This window comes from Spiroplasma endosymbiont of Andrena trimmerana, assembly GCF_964019575.1.
GTDB lineage: Bacteria > Bacillota_I > Bacilli_A > Mycoplasmatales > VBWQ01 > Spiroplasma_E.
Window position 1 is genome coordinate 102,173 of record NZ_OZ026455.1, and the last position, 19,342, is coordinate 121,514.

Sequence of the window (19,342 nt, forward strand, 5' to 3'; positions counted from 1 at the left end):
TAAATAAATATGGTATTATTTATTAGTTAAAACATTAATAAGGAGAAAATAACTATGGCAAGAAAATGTGCTTTAAGTGGTATTGGTCCACTAGCTGGTAACAACCGTTCGCATGCGATGAACTCTTCTAGAAGAAAATGAAATCCAAACTTACAACCAGTAAAAATTGGTGGAAAAACTTTAATGATTAGTGCTCGTACTTTAAAAACTTTAAAGAAAAATAATGCTTTAGATAATAAAAAATAAAGTTATTTTATCTTTTGAATTATATAAATAAAGAATACTAATAAAAGAGAAATACTTTTCTTTTATTTTTTATATTAAAAAAATATTTAATAAAATGGTATTAAGTTAACTAGTAGTACCATTTTTTAATTACTAAAAAAATATTAATAATATAGTCTAGAACCTACATTTTTTATAAAAATGAAATAATTTTTCTAGTTTTTATCAATTATATTGTTATAATACGTGTATGATAAAAAAAACTCTCAGTTGGGTGGATTTATATGCTAAAAAAAAGAATTTTGTCATTATTTTGATTAATCACAATGATTAGTATTTTTATTGTAACTTTAGTTAGTCATAAACCCTATTTTATTATGGGCGGTTCAACTTCAGTAGCACCTTTAATGCATACATTAATGGAAGACTATCCTGATAATCATAAAGAAGCAGATTTTACTTATAACAGTTTAGGTTCAGATGCAGCAGTAATTCCCGTTAATAAAAATATGTTTGGTATTGGCTGACTTTCAAAAGAATATACAACTCCTGATAATAATTTAATTTCTTTTGTTTTATCAAAAGATGGCATGATTCTAGTTTATAATCTACCACAAAAATTCTTAGGTAATGATAAACCTCTAAATTTTACACAAGATAAAGTAAAAAAAATGTATTTATCGAAATCACCTATTTTCTGAAGAGATTTATTTCCACAAAATACTTCAGAACCAAATCAAGGTTGAATCAAACCAACTTGTGACCTCAAAATTTTACCTTATACTAGAGAAAATGGTTCAGGAACACGAGATGTTTTTAATGAAAAAGTTCTGGGTGATTCAAAAGCATATTATCCACAAGCAATAACCGTTAATTCAAGTACACAAATGTTTAATATGTCTAGTGGTGGTGTTGGCTATAGTTCATATTCAGATAAAAAACAATTAGATTCGAATAAACAATTCGCTACTATTCATATTGCTAATTGAGAAAAAATTGTTCCAAGTTTAGATACCATTAAAAATGGTACTTATCAGTTATCACGACCATTTACAGGTTTAATAAATAAAAATTTTAAACAAATTAATACTTTAGTTAAATTTCTAAAATTCTTGTTTATTCCTGACTATCCAGGTCATAACGAATACGTAGTTCCTGCTTTTTCAGAAGCTCAGTACGCACAATCAGCAGTACCATTAACTGACGAATTGAATAATGATTTAAATCAGTGATTAAGGAAATTTCCATAAAGGAGTATTAATAAATGAAATCCAAATCTTTTAAAAAGTTTTGACATAAAATAACTTTTAATCATTTTAATAAAAATCATGATCCAAAAAATGTTTTTATTAGTGAACAAAAAAAACATACTTATGATTTGATTGCTAAAATTTGTGTATTGTCTATATCTTCATTAGCACTAATTGCCGCTTCATTATTAATTGGTTTTATTATCGGTCAAACATTTAGTAATATGAGTTTTCTAAATTGATTTAAAATGTTAGGAAATAGTAAATGATTACCTAGTGCTAATAGTTTTGGTATTATTGCCTTTATCGTTGCCACTTTTTGAGTTGCGCTATTTTCAATGATACTTGCTGTTCCTTTAAGTTTACTAACATCATTATTTATATGTGAATTTTTACCACCAAAATGAAAAAAAACAACATTAACTTTAGTAGAATTATTATCTGGTATTCCTTCAGTTGTTTTTGGTGCTTTTGGTTTAATGACCATTGGTCCTATTTTTGTAAAAATGGGAGCACCAACCAAAGAAAATATGATGACAGCAAGTTTTATTTTATCAATGATGGCATTACCAACAATTATTTCATTATCTGTTAATGCTATTACTAGAGTACCAAAATCTTATCTATATGCATCATTAGCACTAGGTATTAGCAGGACTGACACTAGTTTTAAAGTCATTTTTAAAGCGGCAAAAACCAAAATCATTGGTGCAATAATTTTTGGATTTGGAAGAGTCATTGGTGAAACAATGGCCGTTGTCATGATTGCTGGTAATAGTACTCTAACCCCCAATTTTGCACATGGTCCACTTGCATTTTTATTTAGTTCAATTTCTACTTTAGCGGGAGTAATTGGACTAGAAATTGGAGAAGCAGTTAGTTCTCAACAAATATCAGCATTATATGGAATTGGTTTATTTTTATTTATTATAGTTTCAATCATTAACTTTATTGTTTTAATAATTTATAAACGTAGTGATAAAAAAGCAAAAGGTCATAAAAAACCACGAAATTATAATTTAAAAAAAATAAATCTATCTGATAATCAACTAATGTTAACTATTAGTGAAAAAACTATTAAAAATCAAGGCTGAAAACACTTTAAAGACTATTTTCGATTATTCTTTATGGGGCTAGCTTGTTTTATTACTATGGGATTAATTATTTGAATTATTGGTGATATTATTATTAATGGTATCTTCAACATTAGTGGTAATGCTGGTAGTAGCGTTTTCAATTTTAATTTTGCAGCTTTAATTTGAACAACCGGTGATGAAGGTTACTTATCAATTATCACAATGACATGTTTATTGGTATTAACAACAATTACTATTGCTATGCCATTAGGTATTATTGGCGCAATTTATCTTCACGAATATGCCAAAAATGGTTGATTTGCTTCAATATTACGTTTTGTGCTAAATACCTTATCTTCTACGCCATCAATTATCTTTGGTATGTTTGGATTTACTTTTTTTATTACTTTCTTACAAATAAGTTTCTCAGCAATTGCTGCTAGTTTAACATTAACAATTGTTATTTTACCACTTATTATTAGAGCAGTAGAAGATACATTAAAATCAGTACCTATTGAATACCGTGAAGCATCATTAGCACTAGGTGCTAGTAAATTTGAAACAATAAGAAAAGTAGTTATTCCAGCTGCCATTGGTGGCATTATTACTAGTATGATTTTATCAATGGGTAGAATTATTGGTGAATCAGCACCAGTTTATCTAACATTAGGAAGCACTGTTGCTTTTCCCAATAAAGGTTTCTTAAGTTCAGGACAAACTTTAACAACCCATATTTTATTAGTTAATAAAGAATCAAATGACCCTAATAAATTAGGAATGATGTACCAAACAGCACTAATAACAGTTATACTAATATTTATTTTAAATTTTATAGCAAAACATTTTGAAAAAAGTTTAACAACAGGAATCGGGGTGAAAACAAAATGCTCAATTGAATTATTAAAAGAAAAAATGAAAGCAAGAAAGAATCAGCGAATAGCAATAAAAAAAGAAAAGTAAATGTGATTAAACCTTACTTTTTAAAAGTGAAAGATAAATTTAAGAAAAAACCAAATAACAAATCAAATAATTTATCAAATATAGAAAATATTCCAAAAAGTAATTATGTTTTTACTATTAAAAATTTAAATTTCTTCTATAATCATGGTAAAAAACAGGCTTTATTTAATATAAATTTAGAAATAAGTCGTAATCAAGTAACCGCTTTTATTGGACCAAGTGGTTGTGGCAAATCAACATTACTACGAACTTTAAATAGAATGAATGATTTAATTGATGGTGTTAAAATTAATGGACAAATATTATTCAATAATGAAGATATTTATGAAAATAAAAAAAATATTATTTCATTACGAACTAAAGTTGGAATGGTATTTCAAAAACCTAATCCCTTTCCAATGTCAATTTATGATAATGTTGCATATGGTCCAAAAAATCAAGGCATTAAAAACAAAAAGATTCTAAATCAAATTGTCGAAGATGCTTTAAAAAAAGCGGCTTTATGAGATGAAGTTGCTCAACACTTATTTGATTCAGCATTATCATTATCAGGCGGCCAACAACAACGTTTATGTATTGCTCGTGCTATTGCCCTAAAACCAGAAGTACTATTAATGGATGAACCAACTTCAGCTCTAGATCCGATTGCCGCATCTAAAATTGAAGACTTAATGAATGATTTAAAATCAGACTTTACAATTATTGTTGTTACTCATTCAATGCAACAAGCAGCACGAATTTCTGATAAAACTGCTTTTTTCTTAAATGGAGAAGTCATTGAATATAATAATACTAAAAAAATATTTTCACGACCAAAAGATAAAAGAACAGAAGATTATATTACCGGCAGATTTGGTTAAAAATATATATAATTAATTATAGAGAAAGGAGGAAAAAATGAAAATAATTAACCGTAGATTTGATTTAGATATCATAAATTTAAAACAAAACTTATTAACTTTATTAAAAGAAGTAAAAAAAGAACATAAAGACGCTTTAATAGCAATGGAAACACAAGATTTTGACATGTCAAAAAGAATTGTTGAAACCGATAAAGAAATTAGAACAGTCGCTGAAAGTTTAACAATTACTGCAATTTGAAGTATTGCTCAACAAAATCCTTTTGCTACTGACTTACGTACTATTATTGGCTATATGAATATTATTCGTGATTTAGAACGTATTTCAAATTATGCTAAAAATTTATCCAAATTTAATGTCAAATATAAACCAGAAATTAAATTAACATCTCAATTATCAGGATTAATGAAAAAAGTATTTAAAATGATGGATTTAATTGGTGAATCTATAAATGAAAATGATATTAACAAAGCTTATCAAGCAGCAGAATATGATATTGATATTGATAATCGTTTTCGTGAATCAATGAAAAACATTGTCAATATGTTAAAAGTAAACAAAAATAATGATCAACTCTCTCAATATACATCAACAATGCAACAGTTGAAATATATTGAAAGACTAGGTGATCACTTAGTTAACATTTGTGAAACAATAGTATATATTATTAAAGGTAAATTTTATGATTTATCTTCAACAAAAATATCTGAATAATTTATCAATCAGTGTTAAAATAATTACTTTTTTGCAAGTTTCATTTAAATATTTTTAAGTCATACTTTAATATGATAATACTTATTATTATTTTATTTTTAATTGTATTAAATTAAGGTATGATTTTTTAATTTAATATTAAAATTTCTAAAAAGGAATGTTTAACTTAATTCTTCTATTTTAATATTACTATTAATATTTTTTTTGTTATCTATATTTTGCTTATTTTTATTATATAATAAAGAAATTCCTATTATTAAACCAATTAAATTTAATGTTAAAAATAATAATATGATGCCTAATGCATTATTACTATTACATAAACTTATACCTCAAATTAAAAACACTATTCAAATTACTAAACATATTCATATAATAAATGTAATTAAACCAATACTCATTACCTTGCACCTTTTTCTTTCTAAAAAATAATTAAACTAAATAAAATATAGTATTTTCTATTAGATTCTTATAATTTAATATTTTTTTCTTTATACAAGTATTTACTCTATATAAATATAAGAAAAATGCATATTTTTATGCATTTTTCTTATATTTATTAAATCAACCCCCATCTATACCCTTTTCTTATGATCAATTTATTTCATTTGGTTTCATTGGTTTTTCATTATTCTTTACACTAATAATTTTACCATTTTTAACGTTAATAACAGTATTTGCAACATATTGGAAGTTAGGATTATGAGTAACCATAATAATTGATGTTTTATATTCTCGATTAACATCCAATAAAATTTCTAACACCTTACGCCCCATTTCCTCATCAAGTGCTCCTGTTGGCTCATCACAAAATAAAATTGTCGGATTTTTTGCTAGTGCTCTACCAATCGATACTCTTTGTTGTTGTCCACCTGATAATTGACTTGGAAACTTATTCATATGTTCATCCATTTCAATAACTTGAAAAATATCATCAATACTCATATTTTTATTTTTAGCAAGATTTTCACCAACTTCAGCATTTTCACGAGCAGTTAAGTTAGTTAATAAATTGTATTGTTGAAAAATAAAACCAACATTATCTCGTCTAAATTTAGTTAAATGACTATCTTTTAATAAAGATAAATTGTATCCGGCCACAAAAACATCACCAGTATTAGGTTTATCCAATCCCGAAATAATATTTAATAATGTTGTCTTACCACTTCCCGATGGTCCTAAGATAACAACAAAATCACCTAATTTAATTTTTAAATTAACTCCTTTTAATACTTCATATTCTAAGTCTCCAGTTAAGTAAGATTTTTTAACATCAAATAATTCAATAACATTAGTTTGAGTATCAGGAGTATTATTAGTCATTGATATAATTTTACCTGCTAAAATTTCTTTTGAATGAGTTTTTGTTAATTTTTTAATTGCTTTTTGATTATCTTTAAAAGCTTGTAATTTAGCTTTATTAGCTTCTATTTCTTCCTTTGATTCTGGTTTATCATGAGATTTATGAGTTACTGGTGGTATTGTACCTTCGGTTTTAGATACTGACTTCTTTGTAAAACTAGATTCTAACTTATTTTTAGTTACTTGTTCACTTGAATTTTTAGTGTTTTTTTTATCATTTTTCATGTTTTTATTCCTTTCTGCTTTTAATCAATTTCATTTAAAGTTTTAATTGGATTAATCTTCTTCATGGCATATCAATCAATAATAAAGGTTGTTGCATAAATGCCAAAGACAATTAAACCAACCACAAGCGGTAATCATCAAACAAAGAATAATGGTAAAACCCATGTTGTATTAGCAGCTAAATAGTTAAGAATAAACTTAACAATTATTCATCCTACAGGAAAACCAATAACAAACATAACAGCAATCACTGGTAAATACATACCAATAACAATATTAGTTATTTTTGCATCACTATAACCAAGTGTTTTCATTGTTGCTATTGTTTTACGATTTTCATAAATTACTAAATTACTTGTTAATAAAATAATAAAGAACGAAATGATTAATGAAAAGATAATAAATGCAACCAATACTGTATCAACTAAAGCAGTAATTTGATTTAACAACTGATGATGGATATCTTGTGGCGTAATATTAACAGCACTACCTGCACCATAACCTTGATAAGTACCAGAACCATCAGTACCACCATTTAAACCAAAAGCACTGTAATCTCCATACATTTGCGAAGTTGAAAATGAATTAGTTATATCTGGTAATGATTGCGAATTTGAAAATTTAAAATTAAAGATTGGATTTTCATTTTCAAATATTTGATTAAGTTTATAAATAACGGGATCATTTAATTGATTAAGAAAATTTTGATATTCATTAAATGATTTTAATTTACCAAAATCAACATCACAAGTTGTTTTTTTGTCTTCTCATTCTTTTTTAAATAATAAAAATAAAAATTCTTTTGTTTTATTAAATGATAAAACTTTATCAGCATTAGTTTTACTAATATAAGCATTAGGTTGACCATAACCATTATATATACCAACTACTTTATACGTTGGTGTTTTAGAACTTATCTTATCATTATAAGAATTAACAACCTTACCAGCAGTAACTTCTTTTAACATATTTGTAGCATTAATACCCATATTATCATAAGCCCCATCCTTTAACTCATCAACTTGTGTATAACCAGTTTGTTGTTTTAATAATGTTACATTATTAACATTTTTACTATCACCAACAATGTTATCAATATTAATTTTATCCAAATCAAAAGGTTTCAATTTATTATTATCTTTAAATTTCATAGTATTACCATTACTACTCATTTTAAATTCATCATTTATTTTTAAATTTAATTGTTTAGCAATTGTTTGATTAATAACAAGACTAATACTATCATCACTATTTTCTTGTTCTAAAAGTGGATTTAATGAAGAACCTCCAGCATCATATAATTGCATCATTGAAGGTTTGCCTAACTGTTGTTGATTTTGTAAACCATAAACTTTCATTAAATATTTGTTCTGTTTAAATAATTTTTCAGGAGTACCAATAAAGTAAGTTCCTAATTCATCAGTTTCTTTATCAAAAGGCACAACATTAAAAGCAACATTAAAAGGAGCATTGGGATCACTATAAGCTTTGGCAATATTTTGACGAATAAAATATGGGCTTTTAGTATAAGCACCTTGCACTACAGTTTGTCCCATTCTATTATAAAATAAAGCACCAAATCAAATTCCAACTTTATTAATTCAACTATCACGCTCTTTGTCACTAATTTCAGATGCATTATTATTCAATAATTGTGTTTCATTAGTTAAATGTCACGGATATAATTTATCGCTAGTATCAAAACTTAAATTATCAATATCATTAATAAAAGTAGGACCCTTACTTGAGGCATTTTTGTAAGCAGGAATATTAGTATTTGCTCAATCTTTGAATTTTGTAATATCTAAATCATTAGGATTAGTACTAATCTTACCAGTCTTCGAAATCGTACCACTAATATTCATTGCCACTGTTGTTCGATAGTTTTGATAAAATTTTCTAATAATATTATAAGTATTCTCACTATAAAAACTGTTAATATTAGTATTTTTTAAAACTGTGTCATACATTGGTAATGCATTTGGTCAAGCCATTTGTACCATAATTCCAACAATCACAGAAGCATCTTTAATATCACTAGAATCTAATCCATTTAAAAAGTTTTTAGTAAGCATTTTACCATTTAAATACGTTAAACCAGTATATCCTAAATCACTAATAGCAGCACCGGGATTAGTTTCATCTGACATTGGAGCATATGCTTCAGCATTAATATTATTTTCTAATAATTCTTTAACAAAAGTATCATTTAATGGTCCAGAATTATCAAAACGTGGTGGATGTCAATATGTATCACCAGTAGTACTATCAACAGTAGAAGTATAAGTTCAATCATCTTTATTATTTGGATTATAAGTTTTATAAAAACTATATGGAGAATTATAAGTCGGAATGTCATATTCAACTAAGGAGTGATAATTCATACCAGTAAAAGAAAGTAATTTATTATCAGCCATAATTTTTGGACCAATAATAGATGTTGTCATTAAAGTTGTTCCTAAAAACATAGTTAATGATGCTGCTGCCATTTTTCCAATTGATGATGTAAATAGTGATAAACGGAATCTTGTTAAAAATCCACGATTAATACTTTTTGTTTTAATAATTCGACTAAAGCGAGAATTAACAGTAGCTGATTCGTTTTTAATTAAATCTATTGGTTTTTTAATAACTGTTAAAGCACTAATAACTCATGCAATAATTGATAAAAAACCAAATATTAAAATTAAACAATATATAAATCCTAAACCATTAAAAATAAAATGACCAAAATCTAGATTAAAATAGTTGGCAAATGTTTGAACTATAATTATTTGTAAACCACTTGCTGGTAAAAACACTAAAATAGTACCAATAAGTGCTGCTACCATTGGATAAGCTAAAGATGTAATTAAAATTTTAATATTACTATAACCTAATGATTTTAAAATTCCAATTTGTGTTCGTGAATTATCAATATTTTTATAAGTAATTAATATTACTGTAATTCCTGTAATAATTAAAACAATTAACAATAAACCAATTAATAAACTTTTAAATCCAATAATAGTTGCATTCAAAGTAGCAGTACGATTATTAAACGTATACTTATTATTTCCTAACTTATATACTAAAGCAGCATCAGAATCAATAGTATTAATATATTTACTTCTTAAACTTTGTGAAATTAATTTAATATCATTAATTTTACCTATTGTTGATTTTCCAACAAAATAAATTTCGCGATCATTATCAGAAGAAATTGTGATTTTTTCATTAGCTTTATCATATGATCAAATATAATTATTTTTTTCTAACCTTTTACTTAAACCAAATTGCATTGGATCAACGTATAATAAACCTTCACGAGTTTTATTTGGAATTGGTGTAGTTTGATCAATAATTGGGGTTGTGAAATCAGCAGATACACCATATCCAACAATTTTTAATCAATTATAACTACTATAAGCAGCATCATTTAAATCATATCCTGAAACTTTTAAACTACTTCCTAATTGATCTGATTGCACACGAATTGTATCATTAATATGCAAATTATTTTTTTGAGCAAATTCTTTATTAATAACTACCTGTTTTCAACTTGGAGTTTTATCTGGATTATTACTATCTCCTATTTGATAACCATCACTAATGATTAATTTATCAATACGAGCATCTTGATTATAAGTTAATATTTTTAAAATTCTAGGATTACTATTATCTAATTGCATAGTTCTGCCTTCAACACGATCTCATATAAATTCATTACCAGCATCATTTGCAATATTGTTAATATCAAAATCATTCTTTTCATCAACAGCAGTTGTTGATGTTGAGATTTTATTAGAAATAGTTTTTGGAGTAGTATTAGATAAATCAATAACAAAATCATGTAAATTAGATTTTGCAACTAATGTTGAATATTCATCAGAAATTCTTGCTAAACTTGTTTGCATTAATGAAAAAATAGTTGATGATAATAATACTAAAACAATTAAACCAACTAATTGAATTTTATTACGAAATGCTTGTTTAAACGCATTTTTAAAAAGCAAAAATGATTGTTTTTTCATATTCGTTCTTCCTTTCTTTTAAATTTTAAAACAAAAAAAGTTATTGAATTAAAGCCATTTTTCAACCATTAATTAAAGTTTTTAAATCTTGAATAGTTTTAGTAATAAGTAGTGTTAATTGGGCACTTAAAAAATAAGTTAAATTCTTCTTAAAAATAGCAATTAAAAGTTTTTTATTATTATCAGTAATAGAAACTTGGTGGTCAAAATTAGTAAACATTTGTTTTTTAAATTGCCATGTTAAAATGATAATTTTAGTTTTAGTATATGCTTTTACTGGAAATTGTTTATTAATAATATTGGGTAATGAAGAATTACTAAATAATGTTACTCAAGTTTTTTTAATTAAATTAAAAATTGTAAATAAATTATCACTAAACATTTTTCATGAAAAGAAACCTAATCAATAGTAAAAGAACACTAAAATTAGTACTGAAATAAAGTTATTTATTGATGGTAATGATATTTTAATCATAGTAAAATTAAATTGTAAAATAATAGCAATTATAATAATTGACAAAATAGTAAAACGCATCACTTTCATAATTTGATTATTATTACGGCTTAAAAAACTAAAACAAATAAATAAATGTAAAATCGAAATCAATGATAGCATTGGTAAACTTTCTAAATCTAAAAAATTAATATTAATTACCATTTCTTGAACTGGTAATAAAAATAAACAAAATTGTGCTAAAAATCATAAACTAAATTGAAGAATAATGATTTTTGTTTTATTAAATATTTTTTTATTATTAATACTATTTTTATGAAAATTAATAGTAATTAAAAAAGTTAATTTCATAATTAAAAGTAAAAAAAGAACTGGTAAACCAAAAAAAATAAATAATTGTTCAAAATTATTAATACTATTAATTTTTAAAATATTACTACTACGTAACATTATATTCACCTTTAAATAAACTTTGCTATTATTATAATTATAAACTATTAAAATTAAATAATGCAATTATTTAGTTTTAGATAGTGTTCAAATATTTAAAAAGAAAAGGAAAAAAGAAAATGTTATGAAACTGCTGTATCAAATTCTTTAGTAATAATTTTGATAATGAATATCAATATTTACAACCTATGGATTCAAACTATATGTACTACCCCACTACTAATTATCAAACTACTACATCTACTACTAAAATAATAGCTGTTGAACAACCAACTAAAAATACATCAACAGTTTTTTCAAATAGAAAAATTATTTCAAAACCATTGAAAAAAAAGATACAAGAGATTAATTTTAATAATATTACTATTTTTGAAGAAGAAAGTGAAAATCAAACTAAACATATATCTTTATAAATAAAAAGAGTTAATAAATATTTATTAACTCTTTTTATTTAATTTATAACTATCTTTAATTTTTTTAAAAACCATTGTTTTATAATCTTTGCTACGATAATCATCAAAAACAAATATACCTATAAAATGATAACCAATGCCTTTTGATTTTTCTTTTATTTTTACAAAAGTAACAAATTCTACTTTATCTTTAATATATTTTTCACCCAATTGTTTTCTTTTTTCACTTGTACTAGTACTATTAAATTGATAAATAACATTTCAATCTTCTGACAAAAAATTTGCATATCCTGTTTTAATTACTTCTTCTTTTTCGCTATTTGGACTAATCGTTAAAAATCAAACTTGTTGATAATCATTTATTTTATAACCACTTTTTAATATTGATACACCATCTTCATTAGTAAAAAGAGTACTTAAAACCTCAAAAATTGTTTTAAATAATATTCTATCTTTGATAGTTATTTCTTTCTTGAATAAAATTGTTTTTAGTACCTCATTGTTCACTATATGGTCACCTCTATATAAACTATAACATAATTTTAATGATTCTTATTTATACGAAATAATAATACTAATTACATTGTAAATAATTTTGGTTGTAAACAAAATCCTGGTGTTAATTCATTAGCAATATGAACGTCTTCTCAATTTTCAGTTGAAACTGAAAATTGTTGACCTGTAGGTACTAAAACTGATAGTGGTGCAACTACTTCCATCATTTCACTAACTACTAATGTTTTTGATACTATTTTTTTTCAATAACTGGGTTAATATGAATACAAGATTTTATATCATAACTATCAGTAAATGCTACTAAATTTTGATTATACTGTGATAACATTTGTATTTTTTTATTTAAATTTGTCAACTTCTGACTACCTTTTTTATTTAAAGTTTCTAACTTTTCTTTTTCTAAAACTAATTGTTTTTTTCTTTAAGTAGTTTTTGAACTTCTTCAGTTGTTTGATTACCAATCTTTGTTAATTTACCTTCTAGTAAAGAAATATTTTTTTCTTTCTCCTTTATTTGCATGCCATTTTCTTGTTGAATAGTTTCTAGTTTTATTTTTTCTTCCTTTAATTGATTAACTTCCGTAACCAATTTTTGATTTTTATCTTCTACTGTTATTAATGTTTGTTGTGTTTTTGATAATTCTTGATTTAATTTTTCTAAATCTTGGTTATTTTTATAATTTCTACTTTCTAATCTTTCTTTTTCTGAAACTAACGCGAACTCTTTTTTATTAATCTTTCAATACTTTTATTTTTTTGATCACGAATATTTCTCAATTTTTTTTGCACTTTTTCTAAATTATTACTTATTTGATTTATTTTTACACTATTTTGTTGTTTAATTTTTTCTAACTTTGTTTTCTCTCTTTCTAAAGTAGCAACTTTAGAAACTAAAAATTTAGTTTCATCAATTAATAGTTGTACTTTTTGCTTTTCTGCTATTAATTGTTGTTCTAATATTGCTGTTTCTTCTGCAGATTTAACTTTTGTTTTATCCAATTCTTCTTGTGTTTGCTTTAATTGTGCTTCTAATTGATTAATTTTTGCTTGTAAAATTTGATCTTGACTTAAAATTTCTGTTTTTTCTTCTTTTGCATCATTTTCTTGTTTTATACTTTGTTCTTTAATGTCATTTTCTTCTAAAATAGCATTAATTTTAGTAATATCTTTTTCAAGTAAAGACGTTGAACTACTTGTTGTAGATGATTCTGAATTATCTGTTTCATTAGTATTAATAAATTTTAAATGTTCATTTTTTTTGTTGTCTTTTTTCTTATTTTTTCTTTTTTTAACATTTGTTTTCTTTGTTTCTATTTTATGAGAATTATTAAAACTTTCTACTTGCATTAACGTTTCCTTTTTTGAAACGTCATTATCGTTTAAAATTTCTTGCAATTTTTGTTTTAACTTTTTAATCATTTCAATATTACTATCAATATTTTTTTCAATTTCGCTTAAATATTGCATTGAATCATTTTCATCAAAAATTTGATTTACAATTTTCGTTAAAGGCAATGAAGAAGTAACTGGTTTTTGAAACATTTCAAAAATAATTTTTGACAAATCAAAAATATTTTGAATTTTTAATTTAATTCCCTTAATTTTTAATTCATTTTTTTAGATTTATTATTTTTAAAATCACAAATTTTATTTTCATATTCATCGAATAAATTTACAACTTCCTTTTTAAAAATTTTATCAAGTTCTTCAATATTTAATTTATATGGAATTTCAGAATTACTATCTTTAACTAAAATATCCTTAAATTTATTTTCTCTTGACATTATCTCCTTAATTTTTTCATATTCATTACTTGTTAAACTAATTTTATTATCACAATCTTCATCAGTAACAAAATATTTTGATTGATTAGCAATAAAGTTATAAATATTTAATACACCTAATTGATGATTTTCACAAATTGTTTTAAAATGTTTTAATATTTCAAAATTATTATTTAATTGCTCTCTTAATTTATTTAACTTATTTAAGTCCTTGCACGAACTAATTTTTTTAATAAAAAAAATATTATCATTTTTCAGGATTTCTATTTTTGTTTTCATAAATTCAATATTAGTAATATCTTTTTTAATAAAATCACTAAATAATAAAGGATGATTAAAAACATTAATTATTAAAATAATTGAAATCAAACTTTTCAAACTGTATAAATTGTCTTGATCAATATATTGCAAAGAACTATGCAAATTTTTTCTAAACAATTGACTATCAAATTTTTCATCTTCTTGGTGATAATATTTGGCAATATTACTAATAGAACTATCAATAGCATTATATTCTGCACAAGTTATATAGATAATATTAAGCGCAGTAATAATGTCTTCTTTAGTTAATGTTGGTACTTGTGATTTTATTTTTTGTAAAATGTTAGTAATTAAATGTTTACCTACTCCCATTATTTTTACTCCTATCTTTTTTAATCAATTAAAAGCTCATATAACCATTTAATGGCTATATGAGCTTTAGTAGCTTTAATATTATATTGTAATAATCACTTTTAATTATAGATTAACTTTAGTTTTAATATTCAAAGTTGCTGAATTTTGTAACTGTGTCTTTATTGCATTGGCTACATGTTCAACATCGGTACCAATAACAATTTGCAAAGCTTCTTTATTCAAAATTTTAGTACCAAATGCTCCTGCGGCCTTAACTTTTGCCAAATTAACACGTGATGTATCTTTAACAATCAAACGTAACCTAGTAGCACAATTATCAATTTCAACAAAATTATCTGCACCAATTGCTTCAATTAATTTTGTTGCCATTAATGTATATTTATCACTTTTAAGATTTTTATTGCTTAACTCTGATTTTGTTGTTACTTTATTTTCTTCAACACCAAAATCTTCTTCTCTTCCTGGCGTTTCAATATTCATTTTAGTAATTAATGTATAAAATACAATAAAATAAACTCCACCAGCAGCCACAATTAATAATAATACTCATAGTGGATTTGAAGTAATATGATAAGCACCTGTAGCATGATTAGCAAATCCTCATGATTGAGCAAAAGAAATGCAATAGTCAATAATTCCAGCACTAAAACCAAAACCAACTTGGATATGCAATGCTGTCGTTATTGCAATAAATATCCCTGTTAATAAGGCATGAATTACTAATAATAATGGAGCAATAAATACAAATGAAAATTCAATTGGTTCAGTGATTCCACTAATAAAAGAAACTAAAGCAACTCCTCCTAAAAATCCTGATACCATTTTTCTATTTTCTTTTTTAGCTGCCATAATCATAGCTAAGGCAGCAGCAGGAATACCACCCATCATAATAGGAAAGAAACCTGATTGAAAAAATCCAGATCCTTCAATACCTCTAGTAAAAGCATTAATGTCTCCATTTACTCATTCCGTTGTTCCAGATGCAGCACCTGTAATTGGAGATATTATCTGACCATTAATTGGTAATTGAAATCAAAAAAAAGTATTTAAGATTTGATGTAATCCAAAAGGTAATAATAAACGATTTAATATTCCATAAACTGCTGTTCCTGGAATAGCAACTGCTGGATTATTTGGATTAGCAACTAATTGACCAAATTTCATTAATACTAATTGAATTCATGGTCAAACAATAGCAAATGCCAAAGCAGTGGGAATAGTTATTGCTAAAGCCACCATTGGTGCAAATCTTCTACCACCAAAGAATGATAATGCTTGAGGAAGTTTAATTTCTTTATATTTATTATATAAAACTGCAGATAAACACCCCGCTACAATTCCACCAAAAACACCAATGTTTAATACATAAATACCACCGATAATAGTTTTACCATCTGTTCCAAATTCTTCTACATAAAATAATGACGAAAATTTTTCACCTTTACTTGATGTAAAAGTTAAAACATTTTTATATAACATTTCTGGTAATGAATGTTCAATTGACGTCATTGCAGATATTGCCAAATAAAATACTGCTCCAACTAATGCAGCTTCACCACGATGATCTTTAGCTAAACCAAATGCTAAACCTAAAGCAAATAATAATGGTAAATTATCAAATACTATTTTTCCTGGTTGTTGAATAATATATGAAATTCAATAACCAACTTCATTAGTAACATGCATAACACCAGCATCAGTTGTAGTAGTAAATGTAAGCCCTAATGCTCCAAATCTGTTTAAAATAGCAGCGAATGGTAATACTGCAATTGGAAATTGTAATGCTTTACCTAAGTCTTGTAAAAATTTTAAAACATTATTTCAAGGACTTTTTTCTTTTGAGGTTTTTAATTCTTGCTCTAGTTTTTTTTGATAAATTGTTATACTATCGTTTTTTTCTTTATGTTTTTTTCAGAAAACTAAACCCATATTTTAACCCCTTCCTAAAACTTTTTCTTAATTTTTCAAAATTAAAACATTGAACTTATTGAAACTGATAATAGCACAATGGCACCAACTGTTGCACAAAACATTAAAAATATATAAAGAACTTTATTTCAAAAATGAAAAACTTGATATGTAACTTTTTTTGGTTTAAATAAAAATTGCTCGTTAATCAGGCTCCTTTCTTTACGTAATTTTCTTTTAAATAAAAAAAACACAAGAAAAATAATACCAATACAAATCAAACCAATGATAAACATTATTCACATTGCCGATGTTGATAAACTTTTATTGTGCGACTCTAATGTTAAAAAATTTAGCATAATCATTTACACTTTCTAATCATTAGTTTTTTATCTTAATAAATATTATTATACAATAAATTTTTCTTAAATAAATATAATCACAAAATTTTACACTTTTTTATTGTTTATTATACAATGACTTACGCATTCTAAATCTTAATTTAATTGGTACACCCTGAAAACCAAATCGTTCACGAATTTGATTAATTAAAAAACGTTCATAAGAAAAATGACATCGTTGTGGATCATTTACCATTAAAATAAAAGTAGGCGGATTTTTTTCAACCTGTGTTGTGTAATATATCTTTAATCTACCACCTTTAAAGTAGGGCGGCTCATTAATTAATTGAGCTTTATTAATTATTTCATTAAGAATACTTGTTTTAATTCTTAAATTCATATTAACTAATACTTCATTAATAGTAGCAAATAAAGTATGAATTCTAGTATTTTCTAAAGCAGATAAATATACAACAAAAGAATACTCAAGGTATTTAAATTTTTCTTTTATTTTTTTAGTAAACTCTTGCATTGTTTTTTCATTTTTTTTAACTAAATCTCATTTATTAACAATAATAATAACTGGCTTATCTAAATTTTTTGCCATTCCTGCTATTGTTAAATCTTGTTCTTGAATTTCAACACTACCATCTAATAAAAACAAAACAATATCACTACGTTCAATAGCATTAGTAGTTCTAATTAAACTATATTTTTCTAAATCTTCAGTAATTTTTCCTTTTCTACGAATTCCAGCAGTATCAATAACACAATATTGTTTTTTATTATAAACAAAATTACTATCAATAGCATCAGTTGTTGTTCCTGCTATTGGTGAAACAATAACTCTATTCTCTTGAAGAATAGTATTAACTAAACTTGATTTACCAACATTGGGACGACCAATAATTGCTAAATTAATATGTTCTTTTTTTTCTGTATGAACCTCTTTTGGTAATTTAGTAATTATCATATCTAATAAATCACCAAAACCAACACCATGACTAGCAGATACTAAAATTGGTTCGCCAAAGCCAACTTTTAAATAATCATAAATTTTATCATTATCGTTTTGAACATTATCATATTTATTTGCAATAATAATAACCGGTTTCTTAGTTCTGTATAATAATTTAGCAATATCTTCATCTTCGTGAGTTAGACCTTCTTGATAAGAACAAACAAATAAAACAATATCAGCCTCAGCTAAAGCAATATTAACTTGTTGATTGATTTGTTGAGTAAAATTAGTAATCGTTTTAGTAATACCACCCGTATCAATAATCACAAAATTTTGTGTTAATCATTCACTAATGCCATAAATTCGATCTCTAGTTGCTCCAGGCATATCTTCAATTATTGCTACTTTTTTTTGTAATATACGATTAAAAATTGAAGATTTACCAACATTAGGGCGTCCTACAATTACTACTTTTGGTAACTTATTCATTTTATTCAAATCCTTATATTTAAAATATTATTTTTTATGACTAAAGTAATTATCATATAAAACTTTTAATTTATCAACGGTCGTTTGTAAATTATAATCACTATTATCTAAAATAACTGCATCTTCAACAATTACTAGTTGACCAGTGCTACGAGTTTTATCAACATTATCACGAATTACCATATCGTTATATACTTGTTCTTGTGTAATATTAATACCCTCTTTAATATACTGTTTATATCTTCTTTCACTACGAGCGTGTAAACTAGAAGTTAAAAAAATCTTTAATTGAGCATCAGGTAAAACAACACTACTAATATCTCTGCCAACGACAATAAAGCCTTGACTTCTAACCATTTCTTGAATTCTAGCAACCATAACTTTTCTAACTTCAGATAACGAAGCAATTATTGGTACTTTACTAGTAACATTTTTATCATAAATTTCTTCTGTTGGTGGTTGATCATTAAATAAAAAATGACCATTAACTCATCTTATATCAAAAAGTTGTAATGCTGCAAGTATTAAATCTTCACTTTCAAAAGCAATTTTGTTTTTTAAACAATAATTAGTAAAGCTACGATACATAATTCCTGTATCCATAAATTGATAATCAATTTTTTTAGAAAGTAAATATGCTGCTGCTGATTTACCACTAGCTGCTGGACCATCTATTGCAATATTAATCTTTGGGTACATTGTTTT

Annotated in this window: 18 protein-coding genes; 6 read left to right on the forward strand and 12 right to left on the reverse strand. The window is 24.9% G+C overall.

Going from position 1 to position 19,342, the window contains the following annotated elements:
• Nucleotides 1-54 precede the first annotated feature (54 nt).
• The 5 genes from rpmB (at nucleotide 55) to phoU (ending at nucleotide 5,086) form a co-directional block, all read left to right on the forward strand.
• The gene (gene rpmB, locus AACL03_RS00740) at nucleotides 55-246 is read left to right on the forward strand and encodes a 50S ribosomal protein L28 (RefSeq protein ID WP_252320665.1); all 192 of its coding nucleotides are present in this window, start codon (nucleotides 55-57) and stop codon (nucleotides 244-246) included.
• 263 nt (nucleotides 247-509) lie between these two features.
• Nucleotides 510-1,475, forward strand: coding sequence for a PstS family phosphate ABC transporter substrate-binding protein (locus AACL03_RS00745; protein ID WP_338959705.1), 966 nt, complete (start codon nucleotides 510-512; stop codon nucleotides 1,473-1,475).
• Nucleotides 1,476-1,489: 14 nt separating this feature from the next.
• Nucleotides 1,490-3,511 (forward strand): phosphate ABC transporter permease PstA, encoded by a 2,022-nt coding sequence (gene pstA, locus AACL03_RS00750; protein WP_339038789.1) that lies wholly within the window; start codon nucleotides 1,490-1,492, stop codon nucleotides 3,509-3,511.
• A gap of 80 nt (nucleotides 3,512-3,591) precedes the next feature.
• Nucleotides 3,592-4,371, forward strand: coding sequence for a phosphate ABC transporter ATP-binding protein PstB (gene pstB / locus AACL03_RS00755; RefSeq protein WP_400255247.1), 780 nt, complete (start codon nucleotides 3,592-3,594; stop codon nucleotides 4,369-4,371).
• A gap of 37 nt (nucleotides 4,372-4,408) precedes the next feature.
• Nucleotides 4,409-5,086 carry a phosphate signaling complex protein PhoU gene (gene phoU / locus AACL03_RS00760; RefSeq protein WP_174480791.1) on the forward strand — a complete coding sequence of 226 codons (678 nt, stop codon included), beginning with the start codon at nucleotides 4,409-4,411 and terminating at the stop codon, nucleotides 5,084-5,086.
• A gap of 588 nt (nucleotides 5,087-5,674) precedes the next feature.
• Here the strand turns inward: phoU and AACL03_RS00765 are convergent.
• From AACL03_RS00765 to AACL03_RS00775, 3 genes are read right to left on the reverse strand one after another with little or no spacing between them, the layout of a single operon-like run.
• Nucleotides 5,675-6,673 carry an ABC transporter ATP-binding protein gene (locus AACL03_RS00765; RefSeq protein ID WP_338959714.1) on the reverse strand — a complete coding sequence of 333 codons (999 nt, stop codon included), beginning with the start codon at nucleotides 6,671-6,673 and terminating at the stop codon, nucleotides 5,675-5,677.
• A 20-nt stretch (nucleotides 6,674-6,693) separates the two neighbouring features.
• On the reverse strand, nucleotides 6,694-10,686 hold the full coding sequence (locus tag AACL03_RS00770) for an ABC transporter permease (RefSeq protein WP_339038792.1): 3,993 nt from the start codon (nucleotides 10,684-10,686) through the stop codon (nucleotides 6,694-6,696).
• A gap of 40 nt (nucleotides 10,687-10,726) precedes the next feature.
• Nucleotides 10,727-11,590 carry a hypothetical protein gene (locus AACL03_RS00775; RefSeq protein WP_338959718.1) on the reverse strand — a complete coding sequence of 288 codons (864 nt, stop codon included), beginning with the start codon at nucleotides 11,588-11,590 and terminating at the stop codon, nucleotides 10,727-10,729.
• A gap of 119 nt (nucleotides 11,591-11,709) precedes the next feature.
• Between AACL03_RS00775 and AACL03_RS00780 the strand changes: the two genes are divergently transcribed.
• Nucleotides 11,710-12,003, forward strand: a complete 294-nt coding sequence (locus tag AACL03_RS00780; RefSeq protein ID WP_252319642.1) for a hypothetical protein — start codon at nucleotides 11,710-11,712, stop codon at nucleotides 12,001-12,003.
• 24 nt (nucleotides 12,004-12,027) lie between these two features.
• Here AACL03_RS00780 and AACL03_RS00785 read toward each other — a convergent pair whose 3' ends face one another.
• From AACL03_RS00785 to cmk, 9 genes are all read right to left on the reverse strand, one after another.
• Nucleotides 12,028-12,510 carry a hypothetical protein gene (locus AACL03_RS00785; RefSeq protein WP_339038794.1) on the reverse strand — a complete coding sequence of 161 codons (483 nt, stop codon included), beginning with the start codon at nucleotides 12,508-12,510 and terminating at the stop codon, nucleotides 12,028-12,030.
• Nucleotides 12,511-12,581: 71 nt separating this feature from the next.
• A complete protein-coding gene (locus tag AACL03_RS00790; RefSeq protein WP_338959726.1) occupies nucleotides 12,582-12,725 on the reverse strand; it encodes a hypothetical protein in 144 nt (47 codons plus the stop codon).
• Between the two features lie 26 nt (nucleotides 12,726-12,751).
• The gene (locus tag AACL03_RS00795) at nucleotides 12,752-12,874 is read right to left on the reverse strand and encodes a hypothetical protein (RefSeq protein ID WP_338959729.1); all 123 of its coding nucleotides are present in this window, start codon (nucleotides 12,872-12,874) and stop codon (nucleotides 12,752-12,754) included.
• A gap of 50 nt (nucleotides 12,875-12,924) precedes the next feature.
• Entirely contained in the window at nucleotides 12,925-13,107 is a 183-nt protein-coding gene (locus AACL03_RS00800) for a hypothetical protein (RefSeq protein ID WP_339038797.1), read from the reverse strand.
• A gap of 122 nt (nucleotides 13,108-13,229) precedes the next feature.
• Nucleotides 13,230-14,081 carry a hypothetical protein gene (locus AACL03_RS00805; RefSeq protein ID WP_339038799.1) on the reverse strand — a complete coding sequence of 284 codons (852 nt, stop codon included), beginning with the start codon at nucleotides 14,079-14,081 and terminating at the stop codon, nucleotides 13,230-13,232.
• 41 nt (nucleotides 14,082-14,122) lie between these two features.
• A complete protein-coding gene (locus AACL03_RS00810) occupies nucleotides 14,123-14,935 on the reverse strand; it encodes a hypothetical protein (protein WP_339038801.1) in 813 nt (270 codons plus the stop codon).
• Between the two features lie 105 nt (nucleotides 14,936-15,040).
• Complete coding sequence (locus AACL03_RS00815) at nucleotides 15,041-16,867, reverse strand: PTS transporter subunit EIIC (RefSeq protein ID WP_339038803.1); 1,827 nt, start codon at nucleotides 16,865-16,867, stop codon at nucleotides 15,041-15,043.
• A gap of 438 nt (nucleotides 16,868-17,305) precedes the next feature.
• Entirely contained in the window at nucleotides 17,306-18,637 is a 1,332-nt protein-coding gene (gene der, locus AACL03_RS00820) for a ribosome biogenesis GTPase Der (RefSeq protein ID WP_339038805.1), read from the reverse strand.
• Between the two features lie 27 nt (nucleotides 18,638-18,664).
• Nucleotides 18,665-19,336 (reverse strand): (d)CMP kinase, encoded by a 672-nt coding sequence (gene cmk / locus AACL03_RS00825; RefSeq protein ID WP_252320710.1) that lies wholly within the window; start codon nucleotides 19,334-19,336, stop codon nucleotides 18,665-18,667.
• Between the last annotated feature and the right edge of the window lie 6 nt (nucleotides 19,337-19,342).